The following is a 13,126-nucleotide window of genomic DNA, read 5'->3' as shown; positions in this document are numbered from 1 at the left end:
GCCCCCAGGCCAAATAAAGGGGGGCGACTTTACCCCAGAGTGAGCAGCGGGGCAATCGTCAAGTCAGGTTATCGCGCTATTTTATCATGAGATGCCGCGGTTAAGTGCCTCTGACAAGGGTAGCGTGCGGCCAATTGTTTCGCCGTCGGCTAAATCAACACCGATATCAATTAACTTACTGAGGATCGGCGGTAATTCTGCCGGGCCAGCCAGTGTGGCGATTTTCGCCCGATGTGCCGTGCCATTAATGATGGATATCAGTACTTCATCCATTTGATTAATATGAATATGGGCAATTAAGTCACTGTTAAATTTAAGATAATCAATAGTATGCGCCGCTAATAATTCAAAATCATTCAAGCTATGGCCAAACTCTTTCACAATGAGTTTGCAGCCCTGTTGTTGCAGTTTGGCGAGGAAATTACCAATCGCAAACGGATATTGCAGCAAGGTGGATTCGTCGACCATCCAATAGAGACTTTGTGGCGGCAGGGGGGTCTGTTGCAGGAATATGAGCAGTGACTGGCGGAAATCTTCTTTAAGTAGAGCCACTTCCGACAGTGGGATAGCCAGTGATAGCCCTTTGTGATGTAGTGTGGGGGCATGCTTGACTAACAGTTGCTCACAGATCCAATGGTCTATTTCCGGCCGCAAATTATGCAATGCCGCCGCTTCCTCAAAGGCAGACTGACTGAGAGCAATATTTTGTGGCCGATTAATCTTGAAACTGACCTGATAGAAGCAGACCGATAGTGGCGTTTTCGGTGGTGCTGTCGGGGTTATCTGTAGCAATAATTGGTTTTCACGGAGAATACTTTCGACATCTTCTCGGCTGATCAGCGGGTGCTGGCGGGTTAACAGCTGTTTTTGTCGTGGCTGATAGAGATAAACCTGACCGCGCCCACTGTGCTTTGCGGTATAACACGCGATATCCGCCTGCGCCATAATTTCACTGCGTTGACTGTTGCTGCTACTGATTTGAGTGACACCGGCACTGGCACCAATACGGTACAATTTATCTTCCCAGTAGAAATGATAGCCATTGATAATGGATACCAGACCTTGGGTAATCGCTTTGGCGTGAGGCAGGGTGCAATTAAGCATCAGTAAGCCGAATTCATCGCCCCCTAGCCGTGCAACACAGTCACTATTGCGTAAATGCTGACGCATTAACTGACTGAGTTCTTTGAGCAGCGCATCGCCAGCAGGGTGCCCGGCAGTGTCGTTAACGGCTTTAAAATAATCCAGATCCAAGAAAGCCAGCGCGTGTTGTTGGTCAAAATCGACACTTTTCTGGATAGCTGCTTTTAATTTATTGTCGAAATTGGCGCGGTTTGGCAAGCCGGTGAGATTATCATGTGACGCGCTGTGGCTGAGTTTGCGGATCATCGCGCGCGATTCGCCGACATCCTGGAACACCAAAACCGCCCCAACAATAGTTCCTTCCAGCGTTTTCAGCGGGGCGACAGACTCTTGAATGTCATAATAATGCCCGTCGCGATGATGTAACACCATCGACTCATTCAGCGAAGAGTATGGGCGATGGGTGAGACAATGTTCTATCGGCTTATCAATTTTCGGCCCATCGACGCCGTCGGTCAGCTTAATAATATGGTGCACCGGCTGGCCTAGCGCGATGGTATTGGCCCAACCGGTCATTTTCTCCGCGACAGGGTTCATAAAGGTGATCTTCATATCCTGATCAGTACAGACCACCGCCTCGCCGATGGAGTCCAGAGTGATATGTAGCCGCTCTTTTTCTTCATGCAGCGCTTCAGTCAGATTTCTGATTTCGGTCATATCCAGTGTGGTGCCCATCAGGCGCAGAATATTGCCCTCTTTATCGCAAACCATATTGGCCTGATTGCGCAAATGAACAATATCGCCATTCGGTAACAATAATCTGAATTCGAGCCGGTAGGGTTTGCGTTGATTAAGCGCAGCGCTGTATTCGCGATTAACGCGGTTGATATCATCAGGGTGAATGTATTGCTGCCAAATATCATTATCAACCAGGGTGTCGAGCGGGACATGATAAAGCTCATACATTCGCTTATCCCAACTGATTTGCTGCTTTCTGATATCCAATTCCCAGATACCAATTCCGCTGGCCTCGTTCGCCAGCGTAATGCGCTCCATCAGGCGGCGGTTAACGATTTCACTCTTTTTTAGGTCATTAATATCTTCGACCTGTGAAATGTAATAAAGCGGCTGTTGCTCATGGTCGCGTACTACGCTCACGACTAAAAGTGCCCACACGACCTCGCCATCACTGCGGATATAGCGTTTTTCCATCGAATAACTGGGGATGCGGCCATAATACAGGTCATCGAGTAACTTTAGGTCGGCGGTGAGATCTTCCGGATAAGTGATTTGCTGAAAAGTCAGTGTGAGCAAGATTTCCTGGCGATAACCCAGTAACTTGCACAGCGCCTTGTTGACCTGCATCCATTGGCCTTCCGGCGACACCAATGCCATGCCGATGGCCGAATATTCCATGGCATTACGAAAGCGGTTTTCACTTTCAATAATATGTTTTTTTTCCATGTGAAAGGCGTGCATCACCATGGCCATGGCGTGCGGAGGAATCAACACCATCAATAATGGGATAAAGGAAAAGGCCTGGATAGACAGTTTGGGGTCAGCCTGAAGGGTAAACAGGTTGAAATTGATCATCATCGCAATCAGCAATGTGGCCAGAAAACAGAGCGTAAAAGTCTCAAAACGGGGCAGGCGGATAGATGTCCAGATCAACGTCATAATGACGAAAGTGAAAGGATAAGGTAGATAAATTAGGCTGATATAACAAGCTGTTAACGAGAATATCATTATCCACGTCATATCGAACAGCGCTTTGGTTTTGGTTGCGATATTGAAATAACCGCGGCGATAAAGCAGGCCAACCGGGCCTAAGGCCAACATGCCGATGGCTTCGGACATAAACCACAGGGTCAGCACTTGGGTAAAGCTGCCGTTTTGCGGGGCTAAATACCAAGCCGCTGCCAACCCACTTATCAGCGGAACCAAAATTACGGTACAAAGGGCGAATTTTAGCCAACTAAAAAGGTTATTAAGGGGGTCTTTGGGTTGCAAAATTTTACGCAGTAACCACGCGCCAGCGGCCGACTCCGCGAGGTTAATGAATGTCAGTGGCAGTGGGAACCAACTGATGCCATATAAAATAAAATTGGCGGCGACAATACATATTCCAGCGGCCAATAATTGCCAAGACCAATAGCGTGTTGGGAGATGGAATAATGCTACGACCAATACTGCGGTCGGGAACCATAACGGGGCCAAATTTTCTGACTGTTCAGAAAGACGGATACAAAAGAGTGCGAGCAAAAACACGACTATGCCGATGATAGTAATGTGAATAATAGCTTTATTATCAGGAGCTGGTTTTTCGGCTGCACTGAGATCCATATAGCGCCTTATTTTGCTCGCAAGAATTTTGATTATGATAGGGAAAACCCATCACATAAAAATATACTGCATTTGAAATGCGGTCATATTCAATAGTTTAGTATAACTGTGCATGGATGGATGTTATTCGCTTACTCCATGCACAATTAATTATTTGTTTATTATCATAATCATTAAACTAAGAATAGGGTGGCGAGTCCCAGAAAAATGAAAAAGCCACCAGTATCGGTGATTGCTGTGATCATGACACTGGAACCGATAGCCGGATCACGGCCTAAACGGGCCATGGTCATCGGGATAATGACGCCCATTAGCGCGGCCATTAACAAGTTAAGCATCATCGCCAATGTCATCACGCCGCCCATGGCCGGATCGCCATAGAGCAGATAGGTGACCACCCCCATAATCCCCCCCCAGACCAGACCATTGATTAGTGCTACACCCAATTCTCTGAACATCAGGAAGGTCACATTACCCTGCTGAATATGGTGCAATGCCAAGGCGCGGACAATCATGGTGATGGTTTGATTACCGGTATTACCGCCAATACCTGCGACAATCGGCATTAATGCCGCCAATGCGACTAATTGCGAGATAGTATCTTCAAATAACCCGATGACCCTTGAGGCCACAAACGCGGTGCAGAGATTGATTGCCAGCCATGACCAACGGGTTCGCACTGCCCGGCCCACCGGGGAGAATACGTCTTCTTCCGGGCTCAAGCCCCCCATGCGCCTCAACGTGGTATCGCTCTCTTCATTGACCACGTCGACTATTTCTTCGATGGTCAGACGGCCCATCAGTTTGCCTTTGGCATCAATCACCGCGGCGCTGATTAAGTCATAACGTTCAAAGGCACCCGCCGCATCTTCAGCTTTTTGCTCCGGCTGGAAAGTGGTCGGGTTGCTCTCCATCACTTGGAATACTTTCGTATCCGGTGAGTTGAGGAGAATTGCGGTCAGAGGCAGTTCACCGAGTAAGGTATTCTTGCGATCAATAACGAAGATTTTATCTGTAGCATCGGGGATATTTTTCCGATAGCGCAAATAGCGGTGTACCGTGCCGAGGGTGACATCCGCCCGCACCGTCACCAGTTCGAAATCCATCATCTGACCGACAGTATCACGGCCATATTGGATAACTTCCCGCACTCTAGCCCGTTGATCCGGGTCCAGTGAGGTGAGTAAGCGGCCCATCAAGTTACGCGGCAGATATTCGGCCAGATAAGCCTGTTCATCGACATGCAAAGTGCGCATCGCTTTTAACAGGTCTTTATCGCTCATCTCTTTGATAAGCGTGTCCCACACTGTCTCAGAGACTTCGACTAGCGTTTGTCCGCGTTTCTCGTTTTTGACTAACCGCCACAATGCCAAACGTTCATCATTGGGTAAGGCTTCGAGTAAGTCGGCAAGGTCAGCTGCGTGTAAATCGTCGAGCAGCGTTTTGATTTCTAGCGTTTTTTCAGCAAGTTGCTCATCACTGATTTTCTCGCGGTCTTCCTGACGGCCAAGAATACCGTCGACCAAAGCTTTATTATTCAGTAATAGAGAAAGTATTCGATTGCGGATTTCTGCCAGTTTTTTCGCATTATTTTTAGTACTTTTTTTTACCGCAGCAGAAAACGAAACCGGAATGATAGGTACTGGCATAGTGTGTGGTGTCCGTGTCTATGAAACAAACGCATGAGTACGAAAATTTAGGGGCTAAAGTCAGTTTCATGAGGGCCAGGGAGTTCACCGTCCACGGACTGCTCGACCCGTTGTGCTTCACGCCGCTCTTGATGATGAGAAATAGAGGCAATCCCGGCAAACAACAAGCGGCCAAACAGAATGAGAAAGCTCACCAGCAAGATGATTTTTGTTAGTTGTGTCGATGGCCTTCTTTTCATATTTCCCTGTGCCCTTGAAATTGCAGCTTGTTTGGTATCAGCAACAGTTAGCTGTGCTCAGATTCAGCTTCTTCCGGTGTTTCTTCTTCGATAATCAGCTTCCAGCCCACCACGTCATCCCAATAAGCCTGCTCACGTTCAAAATCCAGTTGCACCAGATTATTTTGTGCCAGATAACCCGCAGGGAAACGCAATGTCCAGTGGCTATCATCAGTTATCAGCCGCAGAGTTTCCGGTGTGGTGGTAGATTGACGCTGATTATTCAATAAAGTGCTTAAGCGCAATAATTGAATGAGCGGCAAATAATACTTTTTCTTGAATAAATTCAAGCGCGGCAACTCATCAAGCTTAATCCCTTTTCGATGCATACGCACCAAAGTTGCCAACAGTAATTGCTGTTCCTGATTGAAGCCCGGCAAGTTAGTATTTTGCAAAATATAGGCAGAATGGCGATGCATCCCGCTGTGATTAATACTGAGACCCACCTCGTGTAGCATTGCCGCCCATCTTAACAATGCTTCAAGTTGCGGTTGTACTAGTTTGGTATTTTGCGCCAACCATTGGGTGTAAAGCTGCTCAGTGGTTTCCAGCACTCGGCGAGCTTGTTCCCGGTCAATATTATAGTGTTCTGCTAAACTTTTTGCCGTGCGCTGACGGATATCCTGATGACGGAAGCGGCCTTCCATCTCATACAGCACCCCCTCACGCAGCGCACCGTCGGATAAACGTAATTCTTTGACTGCCAATGCATCAAACACACCACACAAGATAGCCAAACCGGGCACAAATACTGATTGGCGGTCTTCCGATAACCCCGGCAAGCTCAGTGCTGAAAAGTGTTTGTATTGCAGCACTTGCTCAACCAGCATGTCGAGGCGCTCTGGGGTGATCAAACCGTCTTTCTCGCCCATTTCCACCAATACTTCATAAGTGGCTTTAATGGTGCCGGATGCCCCCAGAGCATATTGCCAGCCCTGAATTCGGTATTGCCAGGCGAGGTTTTCCAACTTTTGTGCGGCAGCCAAACGGGCGCGTTTGAAGTTGGCTTTACTGATTTCGCCGTGTGGGAAAAACTGTTGAGCAAAACTGACGCACCCCATACGGCGGCTTTCGACCAGCAGAGGTTCAAAATCTTCGCCAATAACCAATTCGGTTGAACCACCACCGATATCAATCACCAGTTTGCGGCCTTTCTCCGGCTGAGTATGTTCGACTCCCATGAAAATCAGACGCGCTTCTTCCTGACCAGAAATGATTTCGATCGGATAAGGGATAACTTCGGCGGCGCGCTTGAGGAAAGTCTCTGCATTCGCGGCTTGTCGCAGTGAATGCGTACCCACAATACAGACGTTGTCTGGCGAGAAACCTTGCAAGCGTTCTGCAAACAGGGCCAGACAAGCCAGGCCCCGTTCAATAGCTTCTTCGCTGAGCATATTATTGCTATCCAGACCATCAGCCAGATGCACGCGCTGCTTCAGGCGCCCTAAAACCTGCAATGCGCCGTTAACGACACGGGCAATAACCATATGAAAACTGTTAGAACCCAGATCGATAGCAGCAATTTCTTGCGGTTTTGTGGTAGTCGAATTATTGGTTAGCGGCATAGTTTTAGCTCGACGCGTCTGGTTGTTCCAGCGCTTTTAAATAATCATAGATGGCAATCTGTGCACGTACTTTGCGCCTATTTCCACGCGGTACATAACGATTACTCAGTTCTTTATCAATATAACGGGCTTTTACCGTGTCGTTGAATAACAGCTCTAAAATATCCAGCACCCGCTGTTTTAACCTCGGGTCCAGTAATGAAACTGCTACCTCAATACGATAATCAATGTTACGGGTCATCCAGTCAGCAGAAGAGAGATAGACCAGTTTGTCGCCTTTATTCTCAAAAACGTACACTCGGTCATGCTCTAAGAAGCGGTCAACAATACTGGTGACCTGAATATTATCGCTGATCCCCGGCATATTGGGGATTAACGAACACATCCCACGGATTAATAACCGGATCTTTACCCCCGCACTGGAGGCGCTATATAACCTATCTACCAGCCCTTTATCCACTAAATTATTTATCTTCAGGGTAATACCGGCGCTTTCGCCCGCCTGAGCATGAATAATTTCCTGGTCGATCAATTGATACAGCATCAAACGTGAGTTCTGCGGGGACACCATCAGATTATCGAATTTGACCGGGCGGTACGGGTTTTCAATAAAGTTAAATACCCGCCGCACTTCATTGGTAATACGGGCATCAGCCGTCAGCAAGGAATAGTCGGTATAAATCCGTGCTGTTTTCTCATTAAAGTTACCGGTACCAATATGGGCATAACGCACGATTTCCTCGCCTTCAAGGCGGGAGATCAGGAATAACTTGGCGTGGATTTTTAGCCCCGGCGCGGAGAAAATAACGTGTACACCGGCGGCTGTTAAGCTTTTGGCCCAATGAATATTGGCTTCTTCATCGAAACGCGCTTGTAATTCGACCACCACCGTCACTTTCTTGCCATTATGGGCCGCATGGATCATCGACTCAATAATGCGCGAATCTTTCGCAACGCGATAAATATTGATTTTAATGGCTAAAACGCTGGGGTCGAATGATGCCTGACGCAGTAATTCCAAGACATGCTCGAAAGTATGATAAGGGTAATACAGCAGCACATCTTGTTCGCGAATAGCATCAAACCCATTGCGGAATTTATCAAACCAAATATGGCGCAGGCGCGGTAAGGGTTTATTTACCAGATTACTTTTGCCCACATTGGGGAAGTTGATAAAGTCTTTGAAATTGTGATAACGACCACCGGCAATCACCGAGTCATCATTAGAAATACCCAGCTTATTGCGCAGCAATTCTACCATTTCATCCGGCATATCGCGTTGATAAACAAAGCGTACTGGCTCCGCCGTCAGGCGCTGTTTTAAGCTCGATGACATCAATTCCAGCAAGCTGGATTCCATTTCAGTGACCAAATCATATTCCGCATCGCGGGTCATTTTCATGGAGTAAGCATTCAGCGCGTCGTAATCAAAGAAGCCTTTAAAAATCTCATCGAGACAATACCTAAGAATATTATCAAGTAATATCATTGGCTTGCGGCGACGAGGGGCTTCTGGTGGTAAGTTAACGAAGCGCGGTACTTTATCTGAAGGAATTTCTAGCAGGGCATAGGCAATATCCTGGCCGCGAATGATTTCTACCGCCAGATAGGTGTAATCGTCTTTTAAAAATTGCACCAGATTGGTGTCGTGGTTAATCAGAATCGGCGTGATGTGCTGGCGCAAATGCTGTTTAAAATATTGCTTTAACCAGATTTGCTGGTTTTCGGAAATTTGCCGCTCATTAATCAAAAAGATTTGATTACGCGCCATTTCCAGCAAGAGATCATTATAAAGCCCGTCGAATTCTTGATCAGCTTTCACCACTTTGCTTTGGATTTTTTTTAGCAAATGGCGGGAGGTCACGGCAGAGCCTTGCTCCTCGCTAATCAGAATGCGCCGTTTCAGATCGGCAAAACGGACTTTATAAAATTCATCGAGATTGTTGGAGTAAATGCCAAGAAATCGCATCCGCTCGATAAGTGGATTGCTCTTATCCGCCGCTTCCTGCAATACCCGCTCATTAAAAGATAACCAACTGAGTTCTTTTTCGGTGTAGAGCTTTTCCTGACCCATTGCAACTCCAGTAAGATTATTGTGGGAGTATTTAGTGTCCTCAATCATTATTGCGAAAGTTTGACAAGAAAGTCCAACAGATATCATGAGTTAACTTTGTTAGTTAATAACGCCAACATAGTCATGCAAACGCCACAAAACTGACATAAGATGCACGGTTATCTGGCGGTATATCTATTATAGATGGACGCCTGGATTGGCAAAATAGACGGAAAACACGGTAAGGGCATGGGGCAACAGCAGATTATGCAGCAAGCGGGCGTGGTAACAACATCAGGGAGAGATAAGCGCCGGGCTGTCATTGAACGTCTGGTGCGTATGTTAGTGACGGGCAGTGGCCTGTTGGTTTTGCTGACATTAATGCTGATTTTTGTTTATTTATTGTACGCAGCGCTGCCTCTGTTTAAGCCAGCTTCAATCAATTTAGATAGTCAGTTTGCCGTGGATCGCACAGCACCCACGCTTGCTCTGGGGGTAGGTACCCAAGGGAAGGTCGGATATCGCATTGATGATAAAGGAAAAGGCTATTTCATCCGGTTAAGTCCGCAGGGGAAATCGCCCGCCGGGAGTCTTATCAGTGAACAACAGGTATCACCGCCGCCGGTGTCAATCAGCCGCGCCGTGGGTGGGCAACCTTTGTATGGCATTGGCCTGAGTAATGGCCGCTTCATGCTACTGCAACCCGACTTTTCAGCGACCGCACCCCGTTGGCAATTTCCGCTGGGTGAGCAGCCGCGTTTTCTGGATTTGAAAGGCCAAAATCTGCGTCATTTGGTGTTGGCTGAACCGCAACCTCAGCACTTTTCTCTGGCCGCCACCACAGATGATGGCCGTTTAATGGCCGGCAGATTTACCGCTCAAGGGCAGCAGGTCATCGAGATGACGGAGGTGCCCAAGGTCATTGACCAGCTGTTATTGACGCCCGACGGGCGTTTGCTCTATCTGTTATCCGGTCATCAGCTCTATATTTACCAATTTGGCACTGAGCTTACCTTGCGTGAAATTGTCTCTTTGTCGGAGGATAAATTGTTGGGTGACAAACACCCATCGCAAGGGCCATTGAGACTTTCTCTACTGGCGGGAGGGAAGTCATTACTGGTTCAAGCGCCGGACGGTGTTGTTACGCAGTGGTTTGATGTGCTCAAAGAGCCGGATAATCAATACCATTTGACCCGGATTCGCAGCTTTATTCCCGCAAGTAAGGGCTTACTGACGGCTGAGAATGCGCGGCGAGTGTTTGCTTCATTGTCGCCACAAGGTGAGTTATCGCTCTTTTCCAGTATCCAGTCTGCGCCGCTATTACAGCATGAACTGGCTGCGGGCATTACCCATGCCGCATTCTCTCCCTGGGGCGAGGGTCTGCTGGTAGAGAATGCGGCCGGGTGGTCTACCTATCAATTAGACAATCGCTATCCTGACATCAATTGGCGCAGCCTATGGCAGCGGGTGTGGTATGAAAATTATCCCGAACCGGCTTATGTCTGGCAGTCAAGTTCGGCACAAGAGAATTATCAAGCCAAATTCAGCCTGATACCCATCATCTTCGGCACATTAAAAGCGGCAGGTTACGCCATGTTATTCGCCGTACCTTTGGCATTGGCCGGTGCTATTTATACAGCTTATTTTATGTCGGCGGGCTTGCGACGAATTGTTAAACCAACAATTGAGATGATGGGCGCATTCCCGACGGTGGTTATCGGTTTGATTGCCGGTATTTGGCTGGCACCGGTCATTGAGCATTATTTGACCGGGATTTTGTTGTTGCCGCCCTTGCTGGCCCTGACAATTTTATTGTGTGGCTGGGGAAGCGCGCGATTGTCGGCAAAAACGCAACGCCAATTGCCCGCGGGCTGGGACATCATTATTTTGCTGCCGGTTATTCTGTTGACTGGCTGGCTGGCGCTCTGGTTGGGGCCGAAACTCACGGTATGGGCGCTGGGCGTCCCGTTACATGAATGGTTGGGCGATAATTATTCTCAGCGCAATGCCTTGGTGGTTGGGGTTGCCATGGGGTTTGCCCTTATTCCGGTTATTTTCTCACTGGCTGAAGATGCGCTATTTAGTGTCCCGCCATCACTGAGCCAAGGTTCACTGGCACTGGGTGCAACCCCTTGGCAGACATTAATTCGTGTTATTTTGCCCTCCGCTTACGCCGGTATTTTCTCTGCGCTGATGATTGGTTTTGGTCGCGCCGTGGGGGAAACCATGATTGTGCTGATGGCGACCGGGAATACGCCGATTATCGATGGCAGTATTTTCCAAGGGCTACGGGCAATGGCAGCCAATATTGCCATTGAAATGCCGGAGGCCGTAATAGGAAGTGGCCATTATCGGGTGTTGTTCTTGACGGCGTTAGTGCTGTTTTGTTTCACATTTTTAGTTAACACACTCGCCGAATCCATTCGTCTGCGGTTACGTGAACGCTATCAGATGGAGCCAACTGCGTGATGACCAGCTTGACCAAAAAGTGGTTTGCGTCCGGTTCGCCATGGATCTGGCTGACTGCCGGGGCGGTGAGTATCAGCTTGTTGGCCTTGCTGGGTGTGGTCTTATTATTGGCGGGGCAGGGGATGCGTTATTTCTGGCCCAGCCCCGTTTATGTGTTTGAACTCAAGCAAACAGCCGCCGGCCCTGTCAGGGTTATTGGTGAAATTTATCAGCAACAGTCTCTCCCTCGCCAGCAATTAGATCAGGCGGGTATTATTTTACCGCCAGAGACGGGTGATACAGTGACCCGCTATCTGATTAAGACCGGTAACCGCGAAATACAAGGGCAAGATTTTCATCGGCTGCTGGACACGGATATTCAACAGCGTAGCCGGCCTAAAGATTTATTGGTATTAGATCGCCAAAACAATGGCACGGCATATGGTTTTATCGCAGGAATGCGGGATAACGGCCAGCCCGTCGTCGGTGATAATTTAGCGCAGGAACTGCAAAAGCGCATTCCGGTGATACAAGCGCTGGTTAGGCAGTCCCAAGATATTCAGTTCCGCCAAATGAACATGCTGAATCAGCAGTTCGAAGCATTGCGATTACAGAAAAAACGCCTGCAAATGAGTGGTGATTTTGACAGTAAATCGCAAGACCGAATTGATGCCGAGTGGGGCGAACTCCAGCGTCGCCATCAGGCGATGATGGAGAAACTGCGGGGCCTGCAAACGGACCAAAACCGCTATACCCTATTGTTGCGCGACATGAATGGGCAAGTTCATCCACTCCCACTTAGCCAAATCAACCGCGCTTGGTATCCCAATGATATGAGCCTCTGGCAGAAACTGCGCCATTTTGCAGTGCAAACGCATAAGTTCCTGACCGATAACCCGCGTAATGCCAATACTGAAGGCGGGGTATTCCCGGCTATTTTTGGTACTGTGTTGATGGTGATATTAATGTCCATCGTGGTTATGCCATTAGGAGTGATTGCGGCAGTTTATTTACACGAATATGCAGGAAAAAATGCGCTGACCCGGATGATTCGTATTTCCGTGGTGAATTTAGCGGGCGTGCCGTCCATTGTTTATGGCGTATTTGGCCTCGGTTTCTTTGTCTATTTAATTGGCGGTTCACTGGATAAACTATTTTATCCTGAAGCTCTACCTGGCCCAACATTCGGTACGCCGGGAGTGTTATGGGCGGCATTAACACTGGCTTTATTGACATTGCCGGTGGTGATTGTGGCGACCGAGGAGGGGCTATCGCGCATTCCGGCTAACTTACGGCAGGGTTCCTTGGCGTTGGGGGCGAGCAAAGCCGAAACTTTGTGGCATATTGTGTTGCCAATGGCCGCTCCCGCCATGATTACCGGGCTGATTTTAGCGGTAGCGCGAGCCGCGGGGGAAACGGCTCCATTGATGCTGGTGGGGGTAGTGAAATCAGCACCGCTCTTGCCGGTGGATGGCATTTTCCCTTTCCTGCATTTAGAACGTAAATTTATGCATTTAAGCTTCCAAATATACGATATGGCATTCCAAAGCCCCAATGTAGAAGCTGCCCGCCCATTAGTGTTCGCCACTGCGTTATTGCTGGTGATTATTGTGGTGGGTCTTAATTTAGCGGCTATTGGTATTCGCCATCATTTGCGTGAAAAATACCGTAGTTTAATGCTATGACGGAACTTTTTAACCTGCAGGA

7 protein-coding genes are annotated in these 13,126 nt (G+C 48.2%); 2 read left to right on the top strand and 5 right to left on the bottom strand.

All coding sequences use genetic code 11. The annotated features are described in order from the left end of the window. Nucleotides 1-84 precede the first annotated feature (84 nt). The 5 genes from DX162_RS00240 to ppk1 form a co-directional block, all read right to left on the bottom strand. Entirely contained in the window at nucleotides 85-3,426 is a 3,342-nt protein-coding gene (locus DX162_RS00240) for a diguanylate cyclase (protein ID WP_004391270.1), read from the bottom strand. 173 nt (nucleotides 3,427-3,599) lie between these two features. Continuing rightward, a complete protein-coding gene (gene mgtE / locus DX162_RS00235) occupies nucleotides 3,600-5,075 on the bottom strand; it encodes a magnesium transporter (protein WP_004391271.1) in 1,476 nt (491 codons plus the stop codon). Between the two features lie 47 nt (nucleotides 5,076-5,122). After that, on the bottom strand, nucleotides 5,123-5,314 hold the full coding sequence (locus DX162_RS00230; protein ID WP_004391272.1) for a YfgG family protein: 192 nt from the start codon (nucleotides 5,312-5,314) through the stop codon (nucleotides 5,123-5,125). Between the two features lie 47 nt (nucleotides 5,315-5,361). Then, a complete protein-coding gene (gene ppx / locus DX162_RS00225; RefSeq protein WP_004391273.1) occupies nucleotides 5,362-6,918 on the bottom strand; it encodes an exopolyphosphatase in 1,557 nt (518 codons plus the stop codon). 4 nt (nucleotides 6,919-6,922) lie between these two features. Continuing rightward, nucleotides 6,923-8,992, bottom strand: a complete 2,070-nt coding sequence (gene ppk1, locus DX162_RS00220) for a polyphosphate kinase 1 (protein ID WP_049562526.1) — start codon at nucleotides 8,990-8,992, stop codon at nucleotides 6,923-6,925. Nucleotides 8,993-9,238: 246 nt separating this feature from the next. Between ppk1 and DX162_RS00215 the strand changes: the two genes are divergently transcribed. Together DX162_RS00215 and pstA are read left to right on the top strand one after the other, a co-directional pair. Next, complete coding sequence (locus DX162_RS00215) at nucleotides 9,239-11,440, top strand: ABC transporter permease subunit (RefSeq protein WP_032820156.1); 2,202 nt, start codon at nucleotides 9,239-9,241, stop codon at nucleotides 11,438-11,440. After that, nucleotides 11,440-13,104: a phosphate ABC transporter permease PstA gene (pstA, locus tag DX162_RS00210; RefSeq protein WP_032820145.1), complete on the top strand. Its 1,665-nt coding sequence runs from the start codon at nucleotides 11,440-11,442 to the stop codon at nucleotides 13,102-13,104. The genes DX162_RS00215 and pstA overlap by 1 nt, the downstream gene beginning before the upstream one ends. Nucleotides 13,105-13,126: the final 22 nt, after the last annotated feature.

It is taken from the genome of Yersinia kristensenii (assembly GCF_900460525.1).
GTDB lineage: Bacteria > Pseudomonadota > Gammaproteobacteria > Enterobacterales > Enterobacteriaceae > Yersinia > Yersinia kristensenii.
This window is presented reverse-complemented; position numbering and strand designations above follow the sequence as displayed.

Coding starts and splice junctions, on each gene's coding strand:
- DX162_RS00240 (WP_004391270.1), bottom strand. CDS start 3,426: ATGGATCTCAGTGCAGCCGAAAAACCAGCTCCTGATAATAAAGCTATT.
- mgtE (WP_004391271.1), bottom strand. CDS start 5,075: ATGCCAGTACCTATCATTCCGGTTTCGTTTTCTGCTGCGGTAAAAAAA.
- DX162_RS00230 (WP_004391272.1), bottom strand. CDS start 5,314: ATGAAAAGAAGGCCATCGACACAACTAACAAAAATCATCTTGCTGGTG.
- ppx (WP_004391273.1), bottom strand. CDS start 6,918: ATGCCGCTAACCAATAATTCGACTACCACAAAACCGCAAGAAATTGCT.
- ppk1 (WP_049562526.1), bottom strand. CDS start 8,992: ATGGGTCAGGAAAAGCTCTACACCGAAAAAGAACTCAGTTGGTTATCT.
- DX162_RS00215 (WP_032820156.1), top strand. CDS start 9,239: ATGCAGCAAGCGGGCGTGGTAACAACATCAGGGAGAGATAAGCGCCGG.
- pstA (WP_032820145.1), top strand. CDS start 11,440: ATGACCAGCTTGACCAAAAAGTGGTTTGCGTCCGGTTCGCCATGGATC.